The sequence below is a fragment of the Brevundimonas sp. Root1423 genome (assembly GCF_001426805.1).
Map to the genome: position 1 here is coordinate 1 of NZ_LMFL01000013.1, position 20,943 is coordinate 20,943.

Below are 20,943 nucleotides of genomic sequence, written 5' to 3' on the forward strand. Positions count from 1 at the left end.
GGTCCCCGTAACGCGAAAGCAGGGGGCCACATATCGGTTCCGGGCTAGCCGCCCGCGCTCCGCGGGTCCCCGTAACGCGAAAGCAGGGGGCCACATATCGGTTCCGGGCTAGCCGCCCGCGCTCCGCGACCTCCCCGTCCCTTTCCGGCGGAAACGCCGGCGAGCGCTTCAGCCTGCCCGGTCTTTGAAAATGGCGATGGATTCCGTGCATCCCGGCGAAAGCCGGGACCCGGTTCTTTCGCGGCGCACGCTGCATGGGACTGGCGGACGAAGATCACCGGAGCCGCCGGATCACCCAAAGCACTGGGTCCCGGCTTTCGCCGGGATGAGCGGACTGGAAGCTGGCCCGCCGACATCCCCCACTTCGGGGGAGGACACCGAACCCTTCTCCCCCCTCCTCCGACAGGCTATCTCCAACCGATGATCTCCGCCCCGCTTCCCGACGCCGGTTCGAACTGGGTGGACCGCCACGCGCCGGAGCCCCTCAAACCGTGGCTCAAGCTCGGCCGCTTCGACCGCCCCGTCGGCATCTGGCTGCTGCTCATTCCCGGCTGGCAGGGCATCGCCCTTGGGCTGGCGTCGAACCCGGAGCTTTTCGCGACCCCGCGCATGGCGGTCGAACACGCCCTTGTCCTCGCCGTCCTGTTCGGTCTCGGCGCCTGCCTGATGCGCGCCGCCGGCTGCGCCTTCAACGACATCATCGATCGCAAGATCGACCGGCAGGTGGCCCGCACCGCATCCCGCCCCGTCGCCTCCGGCCAGATCAGCGCCAGCCACGCCGGCATCTTCGTCGTCGTCTGCAGCTTCATCAGCCTGCAGATCCTGCTGGCGATGAACTGGACCACCGTCATGCTCGGGATCGGGTCGCTGGCCCTGGTGGCCGCCTACCCCTTCATGAAGCGCATCACCTGGTGGCCCCAGGCCTGGCTCGGCCTGACCTTCAACTGGGGCGCCCTGATGGGCTTCGCCGCCTTCACCAGCGCCTTCCCCTGGTCCGGCATGCCCGCCTTCTGGCGCACCGGCGTCGCGGTGTTCCACGCCCACGCCGGCCTGCCTGGTCACCTGACCTGGGCCGCCCTCCTGCTCTACCTCGGCGGAGTCTTCTGGACCCTCGGCTACGACACCATCTACGCCCTGCAGGACATCGAGGACGACGCCATGGTCGGGGTGAAATCCTCGGCCCGCCGCCTCGGTGAGAAGGTGCCGCGCGGCGTCGCCGTCTTCTACGCCCTCGCCGTCGCCTGCGCCGCCGCCGCCGGCTGGATGGCCCACCTCGGCCCGCTGTTCTGGCTTGGCCTCGCCGGCTACGCCCTGCATCTCGCCCGGCAGGCCCGCCGGGTCCGCACCGACGACCCCGCCCTCGCCCTGCGCCTGTTCAAGTCCAACCGCGACGCCGGCCTGATCCTGCTGGCCGCCATCGGTCTCGGAGCCCTGACCCTGTGACCGCCCCGTCCGCTCTTCCCCGCATCCTGATGGCGGCGGTGTGGCTGCTGGCCACCGCCTGCGCCTCCGCACCCCAGACCGCGAGCCCCGAACCCCAGCCCGTCGCCTACAGGCTGCAGGACGGGCGAATGACCACCGCCCTCACCCTCGACCCGGCCCTGCGCGCCCATCCCGAACTCCGGGCCCGCCTTTACGACGACGGCATGACCGCCATCCGCGAGTTTGAGGCCGAGGTCCGCGACGCTCGCGTCGAGCAAGGCGGCGAGCTCGACGCCAACATGGACCTGACCCTGCGCTGGGACGCGCCGGTCGAGACCGCCCGGCTGGTCAGCTCGGACGGACTGTTCTGGTCCTTCACCGGCGGCGCCCACGGCAATCCGGGCTTCCACGCCATCCTTTGGGACCGCGCCGCCCTTCGCGAGGTCGCCCCCGCCGACCTGTTCCGCGCCGACGCCGATCTTTCGAAACTCGACCACGCCCTGTGCGATGCGATCAACGCCGCCAAGGCCGCGCGCGGCGGCGACCAGGCCTGGGACCCCGCGCCGTATCGCGGCGAACAGGGCGAAGACCTCTGGGCCTGCCCGGCGGCGCTGGAGACACCCTTCTCCCTCGCCCCCGGCGACACGGCGGGCAAGGCCGGGGGCCTGGTCTTCCTGATCGGCCCCTACATCGTCGGCCCCTATGCCGAAGGCGTCTACACCGCCGTGGTGCCGGCGGCCGCCTTCTCCGCCCTGCTCTCGCCCGAATGGGCCGATCAGTTCGGGGGCGCGCCGGCGCCGGAATTCCTTGACCGGCTTCGCGCCGAAACAGCACGATGACCGCGACGCATCAGGAGACGCCCATGCCCTCGATCGCCCCGCCTTGCCTTCGCGCCCTGCTCCTGACCGCCGTCGCCGCCGCGGCCCTGTCCGCCTGTAACCGCGACCGCGAACCGGCCGCGCCCGAGCCGGCCGCCCCCGGCGCCGCCGCCGTCGTGACTCCGGCCGACGCCGCCGCGCCCATGAGCTTCGAGAGCAAGACCCCCTGGGCCGACGTCCGCCTGACCCTGCCCGACGGCCTCAAGGCCCAGACCGACCTGCACGCCCGTCTCTACGCCGAGGAGGTGCGCCGCCTGCGCCAGTTCACCGAGGGCGCACAGGGCGAACTGACCGAGGCCGGGGCCGACACCGACCGGCCCAAATACGAAAAGACCATCGCCATCACCGTCGCCGCCGAGACCGCCAAACTGCTCAGCCTCAAGCGCGTCGATTTCGACTATTCCGGCGGCGCCCACCCCAACACCCTCACCGACGGCCTGCTGTGGGACAAGGCCTTGAAGCGCCGGGTCGGGATCGCCGACCTGTTCGGCAAGGGCGTGGACCTGACGATCCTGGACCAGGCCCTGTGCTCCGCGGTCAACGCCGCCAAACGCGCCCGCGTGCCCGACGGCGCCAGCGTCACCCTCGGCGGCAAGGACTTCTCCTGTCCCCGCGCCGTCGACACGCCTTTCATCCTGACGCCGGGCGACACGCCGGGCAAGGCGGCGGGCCTGACCTTCCTGATCGGGCCGTATCAGGTCGGACCCTACGCCGAGGGCGCCTATGAGATCGCCGTCCCGGCCGCGGTCTTCCGCTCCCTGCTGGCCGTCGCCTACAGCGGCGAGTTCGGGGGCCGGCTGGTGAAGGTCGGAGATGTCACGCCGGCGGCTGCGCCTGCGGCGGTGGCGCAGTGACCCGGACATTCGCAACCCTGTTCGCCGCCGGCGTGGTGCTGGCTTCTCCGGCTGCGGCCCAGGAGGGTAACACCGGCGATCCGGGCGACTCCACCATCCACGCGCCGGGAGATATCGGCGCCGTGGCCGTGACGCCCAGCCGTCTCGAGCGCTCGCGGATCGAGATGAACCGTGGCCGGCCTCCGCTCGGCGCTTCGGCGAGTCCGGGCCGGAGCGCCGCCCTCGGCCGCGCCGCCTCCCTCGTCGCCCGGGCGGGCCTCGTCTGCGACGTGATCGACGCCGCCGTGGTCGGCCGGAGCCGGACCGGCGAGGCGGTCATCGAGATCGACTGCGTCCAGGGCGGCGGCGTCATCGCCGTCGAGGGCGACCCGGTCCAGGTGACGGACTGTCTCGACCTCGCGCCGGACACCGGCCAGGGCGGGCGCGGCCGCCGGGTCATCGCCGGCTGCGCCCTGCCCGGCAACACGGGCCTGTCTCAGTCCGCCCGGGCCAGGAACTGATCGACGATCCCGGCCAGCCGCTCCGGCTGGTCGGCCATGATGAAGTGGCGGCTGTCGTCGATCCGGATCAGCCGCGCGCCCGGCAGGGCCGCGTACTCGCGCGTCCACAGGGCGTCGGCCATCGCCGGCGGCGTCCCGCCGTTCGGATCGGCCGCATAGACGGCGGTCACGGGGATGCTCATGCCCGCCAGGCCGGGCCGGGCGTCGGTCAGCATCACGTCGCGGAACGCCGCCGCCGTTCCGCGACGGTCCGAGGCGACCGACCAGGCGACGATGGCCGCCTGCACCTCGGGCGAGCGGGTCGAGGCCGAAGCGATCTGGGCCTGTCCGGCGGCGAAGGCGGCGTCGTCCATGGCCGCCATGGCCGCGGCGGCCTGCTCGGCCATCGGACGCACGCTCTCCGCCGTCGTCGTCGGCCCGTACAGCACGCTGAAGAACGGCAGGCTGTCGACGCTCAGCAACCGGCCGACGGACCCCGGCCGGTCCTGCGCCAGCTTCAGACCGACCAACGCGCCCATCGAGTGGCCGATCACCGCCGGACGGTCCAGCCCGGTCTCGGCGATATAGCGGCCCAGCGCCTCGACCGCCGGGGCCACGAAGGGCCCGTCGCCATGGCTCCAGGGCTCGCCGGCGAATCCGGCCAGCTGCACCAGATGCACCCGGTGCGTCGCCGCCAGCCGCTCCGCCAGCGGCCGCCACACTTCGCGGGACGACAGCAGGCCGGGGATCAGAATGACGTCGGGGCCGGACCCGATCACCTCGACCGACAGCCGGTCGGAGGCGAACCCGGCCTGGACGGCGGCGGGGACCGGCTCCGCCCGGACGTCGAAGGCGACCGCTCCGGCCCCCAGGGCGACGGCGGAGGCGATGGCGAAGGCGCGCAGCCGGCGGCCGCCGCCGTGGCGGGACATGAACATCATGGCGATCTTCCTGTAAGGTTCGTCTGACTTTGTCAGGCGTGGGGGTTGTCGAAAATCTCTTCCACGGGCCGGGCGAACAGCACGGCGATACGATAGGCCAGGTCCAGCGAGGGGTCGTGCTTCTCGGTCTCCAGGGCATTGACCGCCTGGCGCGACACGCCCAGCGCCTGCCCCAGCCGCTCCTGGGTCCAGCCGCGCTCGACGCGCAGGAGTTTGAGGCGGTTCTTCATCAGTTCGAGGACTTCACGAACGGCGCGATCAGGCCGAGGGCGCCCCAGAACAGCGGATAGATCAGCCAGCCTTCGGCATGGGGCGCATCAGCGAAGGATTCGGCGAATCCCCAGCCGGTGAAAAGGGCCATGGCCACCCCTGCGGCGAGGATGAACTGCTTGGCCATCACCGCCCGCACGAACTCGTCCGAGTCCCGCATCACCGCCAGGGTGGTCCAGATCTGCCCGACGACGGGGGCCGTGACCGCCGCCGCCAGCAGCCAGGCCGCAGGCCTCCCCTGGATGTCGTCGAAGGCGCCGAAGATCACCGCCATCATGATGGCCGCGTAGCCGCCCATGAAGGCCACCGTCCGGAGCACGTATTTTCGCTGCGCCGCTGTCGTCGGCCGGCCGATGATGAGCATGGGTTTCTCCCTGTTTGTAAGGCGAACCTTACAGAATCATTTTGTCATGTCAACCTGACTTTAAGTCAGGAGCGCCTGACGAGGTCGAAGACCGTCGGCATTCGCGTCGCGGCCCGTGAGGCGCTATAGTGCCGCCATGCCCGCCGCGCCCCGCATCCGGCCCTCAGACCTGTTCACGCCCGAGGCCTGGGCTCCCTTCCAGTCGCGCTCGCGCTGGCCCGGCCCGCTGCTCGTGCTGCACTGCTGGGCCGTCATCGCCGCCGCCGTGGCGGCGGGTGTCCTCTGGCCCATCCTGATCCCGCTCAGCGTCGCCGTCATCGGCACGCGGCAGCTGGGTCTGGCCATACTGATGCACGAGGCGGCGCACGGCGGCCTGTCACCGGATCGCCGGCTGAACGATTTTCTCGGCCACTGGCTGTGCGCGGTTCCGGTCGGCGCGTCGCTGACCGCTTACCGTCCCTACCACCTGGCCCACCACAAATACGCCCAGCAGGGCGAGGACCCCGATCTCGTCCTGTCCGCGCCCTTCCCGGTCACCCGCGCCTCCCTGCGCCGCAAGATCGTCCGTGACCTGACCGGCCAGACCTTCTTCAAGCAGCGCGTGCTCTTCCTGTTCAGGTCGTTCGCCAGTCACCGCGACGAGGACATCGCCGAGGGCGCGGTTGTCACCGGCCGCTCGGTCGTCCCCTTCCTGCTGCTCAACGCCGCCCTGCTGTTGGGCCTGACGCTGGCCGGCGTCTGGTGGGCCTGGTTCGTCCTGTGGCTGCTGCCGATGGCGACCTGGTTCCCCATGGTCACCCGCCTGCGCAACATCGCCGAGCACGCCTGCGTCGAGGGATCGGCGGTCGATCCGTTCCGGGCCGCCCGCACCACGCGCGCTTCCTGGTGGGAGCGCGCCTTCATCGCCCCCTACTGGGTCAATTTCCACGCCGAGCACCACCTGTTCATGCATGTCCCCTGCTGGAAATTGCCCGCTCTGCACCGCGCGGTGCACGCACGGCCGCAGGGCGAGGGGATGGAGCTGGCCGGGGGCTACCTGGAGGTGCTCAGGACGGCCAGCGCCAGGAACGCCGCATGACCGGTCGAACGCAGGCTTCGTCCTGACCCGCATCGCCGATCCGGCCGCCTTCATCGCCGCCAATACACGCCTGCAGTCCGTGCCGCACGCGCCGGAAATCTCGCTTTGGCTGGCGGACGAGGTCACGCCCATCTGGCGCCTGACCGAGGAGGAACTGGGCGAACTGGGCCTGCCCCCGCCATTCTGGGCCTTCGCCTGGGCCGGCGGTCAGGGGCTGGCGCGCTGGCTGCTGGATCATCCGGCCGAGGTCGTCGGCAAGCGGGTGCTGGATTTCGCCGCCGGCTCAGGCCTGGTCGGCGTCGCGGCGATGAAGGCGGGCGCGGCCTCGACCCTGTGCGCCGACATCGATCCGTTCTGCGGCGCGGCGGTCGCGCGGAACGCCGCCGCCAACGGCGTGAGCCTGGACTTCAGCGCGGTCGACCTGCTGGATGCCCCGGCGCCCGCCGTCGAGGTCATCTGCGCCGGCGACGTCTTCTACGAACAACCGATGTCCGGGCGGGTTCTGGCGTGGCTGCAAGCCGCCGCGAACCGCGGAACGCGCGTCCTCGTCGGCGATCCCCTGCGCACCTATTTCCCGAAGGAGGGCTTCGATCTGCTGGCCGAATACGCCGTGCCCACCACCCGGGAGCTCGAGGACGCCTGCGTCAAACGCACCCGCGTCTGGGCCCTCTCCGCCACGGCTTGAGCGAACCGCTCAAGGCCACGCTTGGCCAGGCGCGCGTCCGGCGCCATCATCCTTGCATGATCGCCCTTCGCGCCCTCGCCGCCGTCCTGCTGCTCGTGGCCGCCCCGGTCCACGCCCAGGTTCCGCAGACGTGGCAGCCGCGCCCGGGTGCGCCCGCCTTCGACCAGAACCGCTATCAGGCCGATCAGCACCGGCTTGAAATGGAGCGGCTGCGCCTACAGGCCGACCAGCGCGAAGCCTTCGCCCGCCAGCAGGAAACGGAATCCCGCCTCGCCCGCCTGCGTCTCGAGGCCGCGCGCCAGCCCGAACCCCTCCAGCCCTCTTCGCCCCGGGCCCTGCGCGCCCCGGAGGCGGAACGGGCGCTGCGCCGCTCGGCGGAACAGCGCCGGCGCGCCCTGGTGAGCGGGGTCGGCCAGATCGACGCCTGGCTGGACGGCCCGGTCAACTAGCGTCACGGCCGCTGCATCCCTTCCCCTCCGTCCGCGTTCCGGCCAGGGTTGGATCAGGACGGGAGAACGATATGCGGTGGCAGGGCGGACGGCGCGGCGGAAATATCGAGGATCGGCGCGGCATGGGCGGCGGCGCCATCGCGGGCGGGGGCGTCGGCGCCCTGGTTCTCGCGGCCATTGGCTATTTCGTCTTCGGCATCGACCCGTCCACCACGACGCAACTGGCCAGCCAGTTCGGCGGCGTTGGCGCGTCCGAGCAGGGCAAGCAGGGCAGCCCGACCGACCAGGCCGGAGCCTTCGTCGACGTGATCGGCTCCAATGTCGACGACGTCTGGAAGACGAAACTCCAGGGCTACCAGCCGCCGACCGTCACCCTTTACGACCAGGGTACTTCGACCGGCTGCGGCTTCGGCCAGTCGGCCATGGGGCCCTTCTACTGCCCCAACGATCGCAAGGTGTATCTGGACCTCTCGTTCTGGCAGCAGCTGGAGACCCAGTTGGGCGCCTCCAGCGCCGACTTCGCCCGGGCCTATGTGATCGCCCATGAATATGGCCACCACGTCCAGACCCTGACCGGCGCCTCGCAGCAGGTGCAGCAGGCCCAGCAACGCGCCTCGGGACAGGCGGAGGCCAACCGCTATTCGGTGGCGCTGGAGCTTCAGGCCGACTGCTACGCCGGGGTCTGGGCCGCCAACGCCGCCAGCGTGTCGAACGGCGAGGTSGCGSTGGACGCCCGGGATCTGGAAGCCGGCATGCAGACCGCCTCGGCCATCGGCGACGACACCCTGCAGCGCCGCCAGGGCGGGCGGGTCCAGCCCGACGGCTTCACCCACGGCTCGTCGGCCCAGCGGGTCGAGTGGCTGCGCCGCGGCTATGAATCGGGCGATCCTGCCGCCTGCGACACCTTCGCGTCGCTCTAGCCCACCGTCAGGTCCAGCGGCCGGGACACATGCAGCGTCCCGGCCCCCAGATCCATCGCCACCCGACGGCCGGCGAAGGCCTCCATACCGACCAGCCCGCCCGGGAAGTTGGGCAGGGGCGGCTGGTCGAACACGCCGACCGGCACGCGGCGGTACAGATGATCGGCGAAGGTCACCGTCCGCGCCTCGACGATGGCCGTGCGGGTTGCGCCGCCCAGCACCAGGTTCACCCCGCTGCTCTGGGGGCGTCCGTCCAACAGGCCCGCCGCGGTCGCTGTCTCGCGGTTCAATCCGAGCAGGGACGAGGCGCCGGTATCAACCACAGCCTCGACCAGCGCGCCCTCGATCGTGACCTGGGCGGTCAGGGCCCGGCCGGCGCGCCGCACCGGAACCTCGGCCAGGTCGGGCGGGCGCAGGAAGGCGTCGCGCGAGACCAGCCGCGTGTGCCGCCGCCCCGGATCCAGCGCCAGCACGGCCTCGCCCAGCAGATCCTGGCCGAGGATCAACGGCGTCCTCAGGCCCTGAACGGACGCCAGCGGCCCCAGATCGAGGATCGCGGCTCTCAGCCCGCCGACCTTCAGGCCCGCGAGTTCGATATCCAGCGCCGTGCCTCGCCCCACCTGGGCTCCGCCGCCCACGCCATAGGCGACCAGCGGCATGTCGAACAGCGACCGGCCCGAGTCTGGCAGTGCGGCGAACAGGGCGCGGTCGATGACAGAATACTGGGCCCCGCTGTCAATCAGGGCGACGACCTGCCGTCCACCCAGCCGCACCGCGACGGTCGGCGCCGGACCCGGCCGCGCATAGGGCATCCACGGCGTCGCCCCGCCGCTCGCAAAGGCAAGCGTCGGCCTGGGCCACAACAGATGGTCGCGGGCCCACCACGCGCCGCCGAGGACGGACGCCAGACCGGCCGTGCGGATCAGGAGGGAGCGGCGGTTCATACCCGTTGAAGATGGCGTGCGGTCCGCCCGGACGCCAGCGGCGCCGTTGTCGCGGCGGTGGGAGACGGCCCGGCCCACGCCCCCCGACGCAGACCGGACCGCCACCGCGCGCCCATCCCCCAAGGACGCGGTGCTGGCGGGGTCCGAAAGGACGCGCCCGCTCGCTGACCGCATCTGGCCTTCGGATTTCACCGGTGTCGATACGGTTCCCCGCCCGCGCGAAACGAAGGCCGGCTACCTGTGGCCGAAGGGAACCACCTTGTTCTCGCGGTCGTGACCGATGTCGGCGGGGCCCAGATACGGAATTCCCGACCGTTGGCACCAGTAGCGGACGATCTCCTCGGGGGTCAGGCCGAAGTCCGGATCGTTGGCGACGATGTCCGAAATCCGCCCCAGCCGGATGCCCGCCACGCGCCGGATCGAGGCCTGGCTGGTCAGGTGGAACATCATCCGGTCGACCCGGTAGAGGGGTTCGGATACGTCCTCCAGCATCAGGACATGGCCGGTCAGGTCGGGTTCCAGCGCGGTGCCGACCAGGGCGTCCAATATGCTGAGATTGAAGGCCGCGGCCGGGCGCGGGTCGTCCGCCAGCGAGGGCTCCCACGACGCCGGATCGCCCGACTTCAGCCAGTTGATCGCCCGCCATGCCGTGGCGTCGTTGCGCACCGCGTCGGAGGCCATCGGCCCGTGCGCCAGATGCGGGAAGCCGGCCTTGTACAGCAGGGCCAGAATGCTGCCGGCGTCGGAATAGCCCAGATACCGCTTCTTGCGCGCGACCGGCTCCAGCCGCGGCAGCACCGCCTCGGCGATGCGGCACGAGCCGTAGCCGCCGCGCGCGAACCACACCGCGTCCAGCCGCGGATCATTGGCGTATTCGACGAAGGCCGCCGCCCGGCTGGCGTCGTCGCCGCCGAAATGGCCATGTTTGCCGAAGCTGGCGGGGTGGAACGCCACCTTGACCGAGCCGTCGGGGATGTTGGCGGCGAACCATGCCTCCACGGCGTCGGCGCGGGCGCGGTTGAAGCGCGAACTGGCGTTGACGATGCCGATCTTCATGGACGTGTCTGGCCTCWGGCGTCGCCCGTGCTAGTCAGGCCGCCGGACATTCCCCGGTTTCGCCCTCATGAATCAAGACGACTATTTCTTCTGCGGCATCGGCGGGTCCGGAATGCTGCCCCTCGCCCTGATCGTGCAGGCGCGCGGCGGACGGCTCGAGGGCTCGGACCGGTCGCGGGACCAGGGCCGCACACCCGAGAAATTCGCCTGGCTGGAAGCGCATGGAGTGACCCTGCACCCGCAGGACGGCTCTTCGCCCGTGCTAGTCAGGCCGCCGGACATTCCCCGGTTTCGCCCTCATGAATCAAGACGACTATTTCTTCTGCGGCATCGGCGGGTCCGGAATGCTGCCCCTGGCCCTGATCGTCCAGGCGCAAGGCAGGCGAATCGAGGGCTCCGACCGGTCCCGCGACCAGGGCCGAACGCCCGAGAAATTCGCCTGGCTGGAAGCGCATGGCGTCGCGCTGCATCCGCAGGACGGCTCCGGCGTCACCCGCGCCGAGCAGATCGTAGTCGCCACCGGCGCGATCGAGGAGTCGGTGCCCGACATCGGCGCGGCCCGGCGCGCCGGCGCCCGCATCGTCACCCGGCCCGAACTGCTGTCGCAGTTGTTCAACGCCGCCCCGGCCTCGATCGGCGTCGCCGGGACCAGCGGCAAGTCGACCATCACCGGCATGATCGCCTGGATCCTGCACAGCGCCGGCCGGGCGCCCACGGTCATGAACGGCGCGGTGATGAAGAATTTCGCCGACGCCGACCATCCCTTCGCCAGCGCCCTGATCGGCGGCCCCGACCTGTTCGTGTCCGAGGTCGACGAGTCCGACGGCTCCATCGCCCGTTATGACCCCACGGTCGCCGTGGTCTCCAACATCTCGCTGGACCACAAGTCGATGGAGGAGCTGCGCGAGCTGTTCGGCGGCTTCACCGGCCGGGCGGCCAAGGCCGTGCTGAACCTCGACAATGTCGAGACCCAGGCCCTGGCCCAGCGGCTCCCGTCGGACAAGGTCATCACCTTCGCCCTGGGTGAAGAACCCGCGACTCTCAACGCCCACGACCTCGAACCGCTGCCGACGGGCATGCGCTTTGGCGTCACGGAATCGGGCGGGGAAATGCGCCTGCTTGAACTGCAAGTGCCCGGCGCACACAACGCCGCCAACGCACTTGCCGCCATCGGCGCTGTCCGCGCCATCGGCGTGCCGCTGACCGAGGCGATCGCCGCGCTCGAATCCTTCACCGGCATCCGCCGCCGCATGGAAGTGGTCGGGACCGCGAACGGCGTCACCGTCATCGACGACTTCGCCCACAACCCGGACAAGATCGCCGCCACGCTCAAGACCCTTCACGCCTTCGACGGCCGCCTGCTGATCCTGTTCCAGCCGCACGGCTTCGGCCCGCTGCGGCTGATGAAGAACGAGTTCATCGATGGTTTCGCCGGTCTGCTGCGCGCCGAGGACGTCCTGCTGATGCCCGAGCCCGTCTATTTCGGCGGAACCACCGACCGCAGCGTGGGCTCCGAGGACATCGCCTCGGGCGTCCGCGCCGCAGGCCGCGAGGCCCAGGCCCTGCCGACCCGCGAGGCCTGCGGCGACCGGTTGGTGGAACTGGCTCGCCCCGGCGACCGCATCATCATCATGGGCGCCCGGGACGACACTCTGTCGACCTTCGCCGCAGCCCTCCTCGACCGCCTGGGTCATCAGGTTACTGATTGATTTTCAAGACAATCTCGCAAAACATTCACATACGGCAAAGCTCGCGTTAAGGGCTGCCCCCTAATCCATCCGGCCAGGCAGGAGTTGCATATGGCCCGGATCGGAGACTTCGCGAGCGCCCCGGACCCCATAGGTCCGGACACGCCCGGCGCCGCCGTTTTCGACCGTTTCCAGCGCGAGCCCGACACCCTCGTCATCGCCGTCGTCGACGCCGACCGGCGCCCGGTCGGGCTGATCGAGCGCAACACCTTCACCCTGCGGATGGCCGCGGAGTTTGGCCGCGCCCTCTACGCCAAACGGCCGGCGGCGACCTTCATGGATGCGGCGCCACGCGTGCTGGACGCCGACGCGGACGCCGACATCCTGTTCCACAGCATGGACGCCGCCAATCTGGGCGCCCTGCTGAACGGCTTCGTCGTCACCTCGGGCGGGCGCTATGTCGGCGTCGGCGCAGGCGTGCACGTGCTGCAGGCCGGCAGCGCCATTCACCGCCGCCGCGCCGAGGAGATGGGCGCCCTGATCCGCGACCTGGCCCGGGCCGAGGCCGAGGCCCGCGCCTCCAGCCGGGCCAAGTCCGAATTCCTCGCGGTGATGAGCCACGAAATCCGCACGCCGCTGAACGGTGTGCTGGGGGTCGCCGCCCTGATGGAGCGCGAACTGACCCAGAAGGCGATGAAGCCTTATGTCCGCACCATCCTGGACTCGGGCCGGAACCTGCTGCGGTTGCTCACCGACGCGCTCGACATGTCACGCGCCGAGGCCGGGCAGATGGGGCTGGAGCCCGCCCCCGTCCATCTGGATACGCTCGCCGCCGACCTGGTGGCTCTCTGGAGCCCCCGCGCCCAGGAGAAGGCCCTCGACCTGACCGTTGTGCACCAGTCCGACGGCGCCGACTGGGTCGTGGCCGACGAGATGCGGCTCAAGCAGTTGCTCAACAACCTGATCGGCAATGCACTGAAATTCACCCCCTCCGGCGGGGTGAGCGTCGTGATCTCCAGCCGCTGGCAGGACGGCGCCGTCGCCGTCACGGGCAGGGTCGACGACAGCGGTCCGGGCATAGCCGAAGACGTCGCCGAGGCCGTTTTCCAGCCGTTCAACACCGGCCGTCCGGGCCGCGAGGGCGCCGGCGCCGGCCTGGGTCTGGCGATCTGCCGTCAGATCGTCGAGAGAATGGACGGAGACATCGGCGTCGAGCGTTCCCCCAGGGGCGGGGCCCGGTTCCAGTTCACCCTCTGCCTGCCCGGCGCCGGGCCCGAAGTGCTCGCGGCCTCGGCCAGGGCGGCCGAACCTACGCCGCACGAGACCCTGCATGTCCTGATCGTCGACGACAATGCGACCAACCGCTTCGTCGCGGGGCGGGTCCTGACGCTGTTCGGCTGCACCTCCGACACCGCCGAAAACGGGCTCGAGGCGGTGCGCAAGGTCCAGGCCAAGCCGTACGACCTGGTGCTGATGGACATCAAGATGCCGGTGATGGACGGGCTCGAGGCGACCCGGGCGATTCGGGCCTTGCAGGGCTCCGTCAGCCGTATTCCGATCCTGGCCCTGACCGCCAACGCCGATCCCAGGGACGAGATCGAATATCTCGCCGCCGGCATGGACGGCGTGTCGCAAAAGCCGATCCAGCCCGACGCCCTTCTCAACGCCATCCGTCTGGTGTTCAGCGATGTCGCGGCTCGGGCCCTGGTGTCGGAAGCCGCTTGAACCCGGTCGAGCCGTCTGGCCTAGGTGAAGGTCGATGCAGATTCCCCCGCCGTCCCCGCTTCCCGATATCGTCGTCACCGGCGCCCGCCTGCCTCGGGCGGCCGGAGAGGCGGCCTTTTCGGTCATCCGCCTCGACGCCGATGACCTGCGGCGCCAGCGGAGGCTGGACGAGGCCCTGGCCGCCGTGCCGGCGGTTTCCCTGTTCCGCCGCAACTCCAGCCTGGCGGCGAATCCGACGACCCAGGGGATCAGCCTGCGCGCCATCGCCCCTTCGGGCGCGGGCCGCACCCTGGTCACGCTCGACGGCGCGCCGCTGAACGATCCGTTCGGCGGCTGGGTGATCTGGTCCCAGGTCCCCACCGAAAGCCTGTCGGGCCTCGACATCGTCCGGGGCTCGGGCGCGGGTCCCTACGGCGCCGGCGCCCTGACGGGCGTGATCGCCCTGCGCGAGCGGGATGCGGGCGCGGTGCTGGACGCCTCGGTCGCGGAGCGGGGCGGCGCCCGCGTCGCCGGCTCCGGCGCGACGGCGCTGGGCCCGGTGCGAATCGTCGCCTCGGGCCTGTACGAGACCAGCGACGGCTACGTCCCCGTGCGCGGTTCCGCGGCCGGCGCGGCCGATACGCCGCTGGACCTTGAGGTCCGCAGCGCCGCCCTGCGCGCCGACCTGCCTCTCGCGGAGGCCGTGGTCTCCCTTCGCGCCGCCGCCTTCGAGGAGGACCGCGGCTCCGGTCTTGGTGGCGCCCGCGCCACCGCCAGCGGGAACAGCCTGTCGGCCACCGCCGCCCTGCGGCCCCGCGCCGACCGCCCCGGCTGGCGGCTTCAGGCCTGGCGGCGCGAAAGCGATCTGGCCAACACCTCCGTCGCCGTCTCCGCCGATCGCACATCGACCACGCCCGCCAACGACCAGTATGAGACGCCCGCCGCCGGGTGGGGCGTCAACGCCGCCCTGCGCCGCATCGCCGTCAGCGGCGTGGCCCGGGTCGAATGGGAGCTGGGCGCCGACGCCCGGTTCAACGAGGGCGAGACGCGGGAGCGCTTCCGCTACATGGCCGGCGCCTTCACCCGCGACCGGGTCGCGGGCGGCGAGACCTCGGTCGCCGGCGTCTATGCCGAGGGCTCGTGGGACAGCGGCCCGTGGCTGGCCGCCGGCGGTCTGCGCTATGACGGCTGGCGCAACGAGAACGGCCGGCGCCTCGAGCGCGACCTCGCCACCGGCCTGCCGACGCTGGACGAAGGCGATCCCGACCGTTCCGGCGAGGTGGTCAGCGCCCGTCTCGCCGTGCGCAGGGACATGGGAGGCGGACAGTCTGTCCGTCTCGCGGGCTACACAGGCTTCCGTCCCGCCACCCTGAACGAGCTGCACCGCCCCTTCCGGGTCGGCAACGACCTGACCGAGGCCAACGCCGCGCTGGCGCCCGAACGGCTAACCGGCGTCGAAACGGGCTGGGCCTGGGCCGGCGAGCGCGTCTCCCTCACCGCCACCGCCTTCTGGACGCGGATCGAGGACGCCATCGTCAACGTCACCATCGGCGCCGGCCCCGGGACCTTCCCCCGCGCCGGCTTCGTGCCGGCGGGCGGGGTCCTGCGCCAGCGCCGGAACGCGGGAACGATCGAGGCGACCGGCGTCGAACTGGACGGCCGCTTCGAGCTGAGCGACGCCCTGTCCCTGCACGCCGCCCTGTCCGCCACCGACGCCCGCCTCGACGGCGGCGCCCCGGCGCCTCAACTGACCGGCCTGCGTCCGGCCCAGGCCCCGATCTGGAGCGCCGTCGCCGCCCTCGACTGGCGGCCCGTCGAACAGCTGACCCTCGCCGCCGACCTGCGCTGGGAAAGCCGCCGGTTCGAGGATGACCTGAACAGCCGCGTCCTCGACGCCGCCGTCACGGTGAACATGCGCGCCGAATGGGGGGTTTCACCGTCGGCCACCCTCTGGCTCGCCGCCGACAACCTGTTGGACGCCGACGTCGAGACCGGCGAAACCGGAACCGGCGTCAGCAGCTTCGGGCCGCCGCGCACCCTCTCCGTCGGCGTCAGACTGTCGCGCTGAACCGTTCGGCCGGAGCCATTGCAAATCGTTCGCAACTTCGGCACAAGCCACGGGTGACCGAACCCGCCGCCCCTGCCAAGCCAAAGCCGGCCCTGAACGCCAGGCGCTCGTTCTGGCTGAAACAACTGCACCAGTGGCACTGGATCTCGGCGGCTCTCAGCCTGATCGGCCTGCTGCTGTTCGCGATCACGGGCGTCACCCTGAATCACGCGGCCCAGATTCCCGCGACGCCGGCCACGGTCGAGCAGACGGGCCAGCTGCCCGCCCCCCTGCTGGCCCGCCTGTCCGCCCTGCCAGAGGACACCACCGACCCCGTGCCCGAGGCCGTCGCGCGCTGGGCCTCGGAGACCTTCAAGGTCCAGATCGCCGACCGTCCCACCGAAACCACGGCCGACGAGGTCTATGTCGCCCTGCCCGAGCCCGGCGGAGACGGCTGGCTGACCATCGACCGCGCCACCGGCGAAGCCCTGCGCGAACGCACCACGCGCGGCGCGATCGCGTGGCTGAACGATCTGCACAAGGGGCGGAACACGGGCGTGGTCTGGTACTGGTTCATCGATGTCTTCGCCGCCGCCTGCATCGTCTTCGCCATCACCGGTTTCGGCCTGACCTTCCTGCACGCCCGCCAGCGCCCTTCGACCTGGCCGCTGGTCGGCCTCGGTCTGCTGATCCCCGCCGTCATCGCCCTTCTGTTCATTCACTGAGTTCTCCGATGCGCCAGCTTCCCCTGATCCTGACCACCGCCGCGGCGGCCGCCGTCGCCGGCCCCGCCCTGGCGGGCGACATCACCGTATCGGTCGAGATTCCGCGCCTGTCCGTGGCCGCCTATCACCGCCCCTATGTCTCGGTCTGGATCGAGCGCCCCGACAACACGGCCGTGCGCACGCTGGCCGTCTGGTACGAGGTCTCCAACGTCGCCGAGGGCAGGGACTGGCTCAAGGACATGCGCACCTGGTGGCGCCGCGGCGGCCGCTCCCTGACCCTGCCCATGGATGGCGTTTCCAGCGCCACCAAGGCGCCCGGTCGTCACGCCGTCAGCGTGCCGGGCGCCCGCCTGCGCGACATGCCCGCCGGCGACTACGTGATGGTCGTCGAGGCCGCCCGCGAACTGGGGGGACGCGAAGCCGTCCGCGTGCCCTTCCGCTGGGGCGCCGCCAACACCGCCCGCGCCTCGGGCACCACAGAACTGGGCGCCGTCAGCGTCACCGTCACCCGCTAAGGAACCTGCACCATGAAGAAGCGCATCGCCCTCCTCGCCGCTCTCGCCGCCTTCGCCCTGCCGATGTCCGCCCAGGCCCACCGCGCCTGGCTGGCCCCGACCTCCACCGTCCTGTCGGGCGCCGAGGCCTGGGTCGGCTTTGACGCCGGCATGTCGAACGGCGTCTTCATCGCCGACCACGCCGCGATGAACATGGCCGGCCTGGTCATCACCGCCCCTGACGGCTCGACCGCATCTCCCGTCAACGCCATGACCGGCAAATACCGTTCGACCTTCGACCTGCACCTGACCCAGGCCGGGACTTACCGGATCGCCAATGTCTCGGGCGGCGTCATGGTCACCTACAAGCAGGGCGGCGAGGCGAAGCGCTGGCGCGGCGCCGAGGCTGACATGGCCGCCGCCATTCCGGCCGACGCGACCGAGGTGGTCGCGACCCGTTCGAACAGCCGCACCGAAACCTTCGTCACCTTGGGCGAGCCCTCGGCCATCACCCCGACCGGTGAAGGCGTCGAACTGGTCCCCGTCACCCACCCCAATGACCTCGTCGCAGGCGAGCCGGCCACCTTCAAGCTGGTCCGGGACGGCCGGCCGGCCGCCGACCTGGACGTGACCATCGCCCGCGGCGGAACCCGCTATCGCAACAGTCCCGAAGAGATGACGGTCCGCACCGGGGCCGATGGATCCTTCACCGTCACCTGGCCCGAAGCGGGGATGTACTGGATGAACGCCTCGATCCGCACGCCCGCCTCGGGTTCGCAGATGGCCTACAACGCCGCTTACAACGGCGTCGTGGAAGTCCTGCCCTGACCGGAGCTCCTCCGCGCCCGCACGGCGCGCCGCCGCCGATCACCCTCGGCGAGCCGGCGGCGCAGCCGGAGAACCGCGTCCTGATTCCGACCCATGGCCGGACGCCGGCGCTGCCGACCTCCGACCGGATCTGGGACTTCGCGGGCGAGACCATGGGCACGACCTGGGCGGTGCGGCTGGTCCCGCCCGCGGGTCTGGACCGCGCCGGCTTCCAGACCGCGATCGAGGAGGAGCTGGCGGCGATCATCGCCCTGTTCAGCCACTGGGACGCGACGTCTGAACTGGCCCGGTTCAATGCCGCGCCGCCCGGATTCTGGGCCGTGTCCGAACCCTTCTGGGACCTTCTGAACCGCGCGCTGGACCTGGCGGACGACACCAACGGCTCGGTCGATCCAACCCTGGGGGCCCTGGTCGACCTGTGGGGCTTCGGCCCTCAGGGCCCGCGCCCGGACGTTCCGTCAGACGATGAGATTACGGCGGCCCTGTCCGTCAGCGGCTGGGGCGCCCTGCGTCTCAACCGCGAGGCCCGCGCCGTCCAGCAGCCGGGCGGCCTCAAACTGGACCTGTCCGGCATCGCCAAGGGCCACGCCGTCGACCGCGTCTCCGAACGCCTGACCGCCCTGGGCGCCGTCCAGCATCTGGTGGAGATCGGCGGCGAGCTGCGCGGCGCCGGCGTCAAGCCGGGCGGCCATCCGTGGTGGGTCGAGCTGCAGCAGGCGCCGGGAACGCCGGCCCCGCGCACCGCCGCCGCCCTGTTCGACATGGCGGTCGCCACCTCGGGCGACTGGGTCCGCCGGTTCGAAAGCGGCGGCCGGATCTACAGCCACACCATCGACGGCGGCACGGGCCGACCGGTCGACAACGGCGTCGCCTCGGTGACTGTCCTGGCCGAGACCGCCCTGTACGCCGACGCCATGGCCACGGCCCTGACCGTCATGGGGCGTTATGACGGCCCGGCCTACGCGGACGCGCTGAACATCGCCGCCGCCTTCGTGGTGCGGACGGAAACCGGGCTGATCGAGATCGTCTCGCCGGCCTTCGCCGCCATGGCCGCCGAGGGCGCGTGACCGGCGATCCGGTTCGCTGGCTGTGGACGGCCGTCGCTGTCGGCCTCTGGCTGCTGGTCGTCGCCGCCGTCGCCTGGAGCCGCGCCCGCACCCGCCGGGCCGCCGCCGCCCGTACGCACGCGCTCGCCTCGGGCGGCGACGCCGTCACCGTCGCCTTCGCCAGCCAGACCGGCCTCGCCGAGGAATTGGCGTGGATGACGGCCCGCAGCCTGTCTGAGGCCGGGACAAGCGCCCGCGTCACGCCTCTGGGCGAGATGAACGCCGCCGCGCTCAGGGCCGCGACCCGGTTGCTGATCGTCGCCTCCACCACCGGCGAGGGCGACGCCCCGGACGGCGTGTCGCGCTTCGTGCGCCAGACCATGGATGCTCCCGTCGACCTGTCCGGCCTCGCTTACGGCCTCCTGGCGCTCGGCGACCGCACCTATGCCGACTTCTGCGGCTTCGGCCGCGCCCTGGACGGCTGGCTGCAGCGGTCCGGGGCCGAACCCCTGTTCGACCGCGTCGAGGTCGACGACGGCGACGCGGGCGCCGTTCGGCACTGGCAACATCAGTTGGGCCTGCTGACCGGAGCCACGATCCACCCCGACTGGACGCCGCCCGCCTACGACCGCTGGACCCTGGTCGAGCGCCGCCACCTCAATCCCGGCAGCCCGGGCGGCGAAGCCTGGTTGCTGGCTTTCGCCCCCGACGGGCACACGCCGGCCTGGGTCGCGGGCGACATCGCCGAAATCGGCCTGCCCGCCCGCGCCGACGGAACCGACCCCGGCAGCCGTGAATACTCCGTCGCCTCCCTGCCGGACGACGGCCGGGCGGAATTCATCGTCCGGCGGATGATCCGCCCCGACGGCTCCCCGGGCCTCGCCTCGGGATGGCTGACGCATGATCTCGCGGTGGGCGATGCCGTCGACATGCGCATCCGCCCCAACCGGAGCTTCCACGGCCCCGCGCCGGGGACTCCCCTGATCCTGATCGGCAACGGCACGGGTCTGGCGGGTCTGCGCGCCCACTGGAAGGCCCGCGGGGGTCAGCCGCACGGCGGCGTCTGGCTGCTCTTCGGCGAGCGCACCCGCGCCCATGACGCCTTCCTAGACGAGGAGCTTCAGGCGGCCGTCATGGCCGGCGACCTGACCCGCCTCGACCGCGCCTTTTCGCGCGACGCCGGGGATGGCCGCTATGTCCAGGCGCTGATCGCCGAGCATGGCGACACGCTCAGGGACTGGGTGGACCGCGGCGCGGCCATCCATGTCTGCGGCAGCCTCGAAGGCATGTCGAAAGGGGTGCAGACCGCGCTCGCGGACGTCCTCGGCGCCGGGCGGCTAACCGAACTGACCGAAGCCGGGCGTTACCGCCGCGACGTCTACTGAGGCTCAGGCCTCGGCCCAGCGTCGCAGCAGGTTGTGATAGACGGCCGTCAGTTCCAGCACCGCCGGGTCCTGCGGCCCCCTGTCAGTGCTGACCCGCTGGATGGCCACATCCAGCCGGAACAGGGTCTCGCGGTCCGCATCGTCGCGCACCAGACTCTGGATCCAGAAGAAGCTGGAAACACGCGCGCCTCGCGTCACCGGCGTGACCTCATGCAGGCTCTTCGACGGATACAGCACCAGATCGCCCGCCGGCAGTTTGACGCTCTGCGGGCCATACATCTCCTCGATCACCAGTTCGCCGCCGTCGTAGTCGTCCGGCTCCGACAGGAACAGGGTCGCCGACAGGTCGCTGCGGATGCGGATCGCGCCCCGCTGGCGGATGGCGTTGTCGACATGCAGGCCGAACCGCTCTCCGCCCTCATAGCGGTTGAACAGCGGCGGGAAGACCGTGTGCGGCAAGGCGGCCGAGACGAACATCGGATTGGCGTTCAGCGCCTGCTGGATCACCGCCCCGACCTCGCGCGCCTCGGCGCTGTCCTCGGGCAGTTGCCGGTTGACCTTGGCCCCCGCCGACTGGTGGCCCGAGGTGACGTTGCCGTCTACCCACGGCCCGGCGTCGAGGCGCGACCGCAGGGTCGCGACCTCGTCCCTGGTGAAGACGCCGGGGATGTGGAGCAGCATGGTTC

Annotated in this window: 22 protein-coding genes; 16 read left to right on the plus strand and 6 right to left on the minus strand. The window is 71.3% G+C overall.

Going from position 1 to position 20,943, the window contains the following annotated elements; translation table 11 throughout:
- Positions 1 to 420: 420 nt before the first annotated feature.
- The 4 genes from ASD25_RS10335 to ASD25_RS10350 are packed head-to-tail and all read left to right on the plus strand — an operon-like array spanning position 421 to position 3,654.
- Entirely contained in the window at positions 421 to 1,443 is a 1,023-nt protein-coding gene (locus ASD25_RS10335) for a UbiA family prenyltransferase (RefSeq protein ID WP_055827701.1), read from the plus strand.
- The gene (locus tag ASD25_RS10340; protein WP_055827697.1) at positions 1,440 to 2,261 is read left to right on the plus strand and encodes an RsiV family protein; all 822 of its coding nucleotides are present in this window, start codon (positions 1,440 to 1,442) and stop codon (positions 2,259 to 2,261) included. Before ASD25_RS10335 ends, ASD25_RS10340 begins: the two co-directional genes overlap by 4 nt.
- 23 nt (positions 2,262 to 2,284) lie before the next feature.
- On the plus strand, positions 2,285 to 3,154 hold the full coding sequence (locus ASD25_RS10345; RefSeq protein ID WP_055829633.1) for a DUF3298 and DUF4163 domain-containing protein: 870 nt from the start codon (positions 2,285 to 2,287) through the stop codon (positions 3,152 to 3,154).
- Positions 3,151 to 3,654: a hypothetical protein gene (locus ASD25_RS10350; RefSeq protein WP_055827693.1), complete on the plus strand. Its 504-nt coding sequence runs from the start codon at positions 3,151 to 3,153 to the stop codon at positions 3,652 to 3,654. Before ASD25_RS10345 ends, ASD25_RS10350 begins: the two co-directional genes overlap by 4 nt.
- Here the strand turns inward: ASD25_RS10350 and ASD25_RS10355 are convergent.
- The 3 genes from ASD25_RS10355 to ASD25_RS10365 are packed head-to-tail and all read right to left on the minus strand — an operon-like array spanning position 3,630 to position 5,208.
- Positions 3,630 to 4,574, minus strand: a complete 945-nt coding sequence (locus tag ASD25_RS10355; protein WP_235561695.1) for an alpha/beta fold hydrolase — start codon at positions 4,572 to 4,574, stop codon at positions 3,630 to 3,632. The two genes, ASD25_RS10350 and ASD25_RS10355, sit on opposite strands and share 25 nt — an antisense overlap.
- Before the next feature lie 32 nt (positions 4,575 to 4,606).
- Positions 4,607 to 4,804, minus strand: a complete 198-nt coding sequence (locus ASD25_RS10360; RefSeq protein WP_055827690.1) for a helix-turn-helix transcriptional regulator — start codon at positions 4,802 to 4,804, stop codon at positions 4,607 to 4,609.
- The gene (locus tag ASD25_RS10365) at positions 4,804 to 5,208 is read right to left on the minus strand and encodes a hypothetical protein (protein ID WP_055827687.1); all 405 of its coding nucleotides are present in this window, start codon (positions 5,206 to 5,208) and stop codon (positions 4,804 to 4,806) included. The genes ASD25_RS10360 and ASD25_RS10365 overlap by 1 nt, the downstream gene beginning before the upstream one ends.
- A gap of 136 nt (positions 5,209 to 5,344) precedes the next feature.
- Here ASD25_RS10365 and ASD25_RS10370 point away from each other — a divergent pair, with 136 nt between their 5' ends.
- The 4 genes from ASD25_RS10370 (at position 5,345) to ASD25_RS10385 (ending at position 8,340) form a co-directional block, all read left to right on the plus strand.
- Positions 5,345 to 6,286: a fatty acid desaturase family protein gene (locus tag ASD25_RS10370; protein ID WP_055827685.1), complete on the plus strand. Its 942-nt coding sequence runs from the start codon at positions 5,345 to 5,347 to the stop codon at positions 6,284 to 6,286.
- Between the two features lie 79 nt (positions 6,287 to 6,365).
- Complete coding sequence (locus tag ASD25_RS10375) at positions 6,366 to 6,971, plus strand: methyltransferase (protein ID WP_235561694.1); 606 nt, start codon at positions 6,366 to 6,368, stop codon at positions 6,969 to 6,971.
- Positions 6,972 to 7,027: 56 nt separating this feature from the next.
- Positions 7,028 to 7,420: a hypothetical protein gene (locus ASD25_RS10380; protein WP_055827682.1), complete on the plus strand. Its 393-nt coding sequence runs from the start codon at positions 7,028 to 7,030 to the stop codon at positions 7,418 to 7,420.
- A 71-nt stretch (positions 7,421 to 7,491) separates the two neighbouring features.
- Positions 7,492 to 8,340, plus strand: a complete 849-nt coding sequence (locus ASD25_RS10385) for a neutral zinc metallopeptidase (protein WP_056617234.1) — start codon at positions 7,492 to 7,494, stop codon at positions 8,338 to 8,340.
- Here the strand turns inward: ASD25_RS10385 and ASD25_RS10390 are convergent.
- Entirely contained in the window at positions 8,337 to 9,284 is a 948-nt protein-coding gene (locus tag ASD25_RS10390) for an aspartyl protease family protein (protein ID WP_055827675.1), read from the minus strand. The two genes, ASD25_RS10385 and ASD25_RS10390, sit on opposite strands and share 4 nt — an antisense overlap.
- A 234-nt stretch (positions 9,285 to 9,518) precedes the next feature.
- Entirely contained in the window at positions 9,519 to 10,340 is an 822-nt protein-coding gene (locus ASD25_RS10395) for an LD-carboxypeptidase (RefSeq protein WP_055827671.1), read from the minus strand.
- 299 nt (positions 10,341 to 10,639) lie between these two features.
- Between ASD25_RS10395 and ASD25_RS10400 the strand changes: the two genes are divergently transcribed.
- The 8 genes from ASD25_RS10400 to ASD25_RS10435 all read left to right on the plus strand — a co-directional run bounded on the left by ASD25_RS10400 (position 10,640) and on the right by ASD25_RS10435 (position 20,257).
- Positions 10,640 to 12,049, plus strand: coding sequence for a Mur ligase family protein (locus ASD25_RS10400; protein WP_055827669.1), 1,410 nt, complete (start codon positions 10,640 to 10,642; stop codon positions 12,047 to 12,049).
- 90 nt (positions 12,050 to 12,139) lie between these two features.
- Positions 12,140 to 13,753: a response regulator gene (locus ASD25_RS10405; protein ID WP_055827666.1), complete on the plus strand. Its 1,614-nt coding sequence runs from the start codon at positions 12,140 to 12,142 to the stop codon at positions 13,751 to 13,753.
- 34 nt (positions 13,754 to 13,787) lie between these two features.
- Positions 13,788 to 15,800 (plus strand): TonB-dependent receptor, encoded by a 2,013-nt coding sequence (locus tag ASD25_RS10410; RefSeq protein ID WP_055827662.1) that lies wholly within the window; start codon positions 13,788 to 13,790, stop codon positions 15,798 to 15,800.
- A 53-nt stretch (positions 15,801 to 15,853) separates the two neighbouring features.
- Positions 15,854 to 16,504 carry a PepSY-associated TM helix domain-containing protein gene (locus tag ASD25_RS10415; RefSeq protein WP_055827659.1) on the plus strand — a complete coding sequence of 217 codons (651 nt, stop codon included), beginning with the start codon at positions 15,854 to 15,856 and terminating at the stop codon, positions 16,502 to 16,504.
- 8 nt (positions 16,505 to 16,512) lie between these two features.
- The gene (locus ASD25_RS10420; protein WP_055827656.1) at positions 16,513 to 17,019 is read left to right on the plus strand and encodes a DUF2271 domain-containing protein; all 507 of its coding nucleotides are present in this window, start codon (positions 16,513 to 16,515) and stop codon (positions 17,017 to 17,019) included.
- A 12-nt stretch (positions 17,020 to 17,031) separates the two neighbouring features.
- The gene (locus tag ASD25_RS10425; protein WP_055827654.1) at positions 17,032 to 17,826 is read left to right on the plus strand and encodes a DUF4198 domain-containing protein; all 795 of its coding nucleotides are present in this window, start codon (positions 17,032 to 17,034) and stop codon (positions 17,824 to 17,826) included.
- Positions 17,827 to 17,978: 152 nt separating this feature from the next.
- Complete coding sequence (locus ASD25_RS10430; protein WP_235561693.1) at positions 17,979 to 18,893, plus strand: FAD:protein FMN transferase; 915 nt, start codon at positions 17,979 to 17,981, stop codon at positions 18,891 to 18,893.
- Positions 18,890 to 20,257, plus strand: a complete 1,368-nt coding sequence (locus ASD25_RS10435) for a sulfite reductase subunit alpha (RefSeq protein ID WP_055827648.1) — start codon at positions 18,890 to 18,892, stop codon at positions 20,255 to 20,257. Before ASD25_RS10430 ends, ASD25_RS10435 begins: the two co-directional genes overlap by 4 nt.
- Positions 20,258 to 20,260: 3 nt before the next feature.
- Here the strand turns inward: ASD25_RS10435 and ASD25_RS10440 are convergent, their stop codons facing one another.
- Entirely contained in the window at positions 20,261 to 20,938 is a 678-nt protein-coding gene (locus ASD25_RS10440; protein ID WP_055827646.1) for a Fe2+-dependent dioxygenase, read from the minus strand.
- Positions 20,939 to 20,943 lie beyond the last annotated feature (5 nt).

What these genes read in the sequence shown, in the direction of transcription:
- ASD25_RS10410 (WP_055827662.1), top strand. Translation starts at nt 13,788, where the DNA reads ATGCAGATTCCCCCGCCGTCCCCGCTTCCCGATATCGTCGTCACCGGC.
- ASD25_RS10395 (WP_055827671.1), bottom strand. Translation starts at nt 10,340, where the DNA reads ATGAAGATCGGCATCGTCAACGCCAGTTCGCGCTTCAACCGCGCCCGC.
- ASD25_RS10380 (WP_055827682.1), top strand. Translation starts at nt 7,028, where the DNA reads ATGATCGCCCTTCGCGCCCTCGCCGCCGTCCTGCTGCTCGTGGCCGCC.
- ASD25_RS10360 (WP_055827690.1), bottom strand. Translation starts at nt 4,804, where the DNA reads ATGAAGAACCGCCTCAAACTCCTGCGCGTCGAGCGCGGCTGGACCCAG.
- ASD25_RS10430 (WP_235561693.1), top strand. Translation starts at nt 17,979, where the DNA reads ATGGGCACGACCTGGGCGGTGCGGCTGGTCCCGCCCGCGGGTCTGGAC.
- ASD25_RS10405 (WP_055827666.1), top strand. Translation starts at nt 12,140, where the DNA reads ATGGCCCGGATCGGAGACTTCGCGAGCGCCCCGGACCCCATAGGTCCG.
- ASD25_RS10420 (WP_055827656.1), top strand. Translation starts at nt 16,513, where the DNA reads ATGCGCCAGCTTCCCCTGATCCTGACCACCGCCGCGGCGGCCGCCGTC.
- ASD25_RS10355 (WP_235561695.1), bottom strand. Translation starts at nt 4,574, where the DNA reads ATGATGTTCATGTCCCGCCACGGCGGCGGCCGCCGGCTGCGCGCCTTC.
- ASD25_RS10400 (WP_055827669.1), top strand. Translation starts at nt 10,640, where the DNA reads ATGAATCAAGACGACTATTTCTTCTGCGGCATCGGCGGGTCCGGAATG.
- ASD25_RS10390 (WP_055827675.1), bottom strand. Translation starts at nt 9,284, where the DNA reads ATGAACCGCCGCTCCCTCCTGATCCGCACGGCCGGTCTGGCGTCCGTC.
- ASD25_RS10370 (WP_055827685.1), top strand. Translation starts at nt 5,345, where the DNA reads ATGCCCGCCGCGCCCCGCATCCGGCCCTCAGACCTGTTCACGCCCGAG.
- ASD25_RS10425 (WP_055827654.1), top strand. Translation starts at nt 17,032, where the DNA reads ATGAAGAAGCGCATCGCCCTCCTCGCCGCTCTCGCCGCCTTCGCCCTG.
- ASD25_RS10345 (WP_055829633.1), top strand. Translation starts at nt 2,285, where the DNA reads ATGCCCTCGATCGCCCCGCCTTGCCTTCGCGCCCTGCTCCTGACCGCC.
- ASD25_RS10335 (WP_055827701.1), top strand. Translation starts at nt 421, where the DNA reads ATGATCTCCGCCCCGCTTCCCGACGCCGGTTCGAACTGGGTGGACCGC.
- ASD25_RS10365 (WP_055827687.1), bottom strand. Translation starts at nt 5,208, where the DNA reads ATGCTCATCATCGGCCGGCCGACGACAGCGGCGCAGCGAAAATACGTG.
- ASD25_RS10440 (WP_055827646.1), bottom strand. Translation starts at nt 20,938, where the DNA reads ATGCTGCTCCACATCCCCGGCGTCTTCACCAGGGACGAGGTCGCGACC.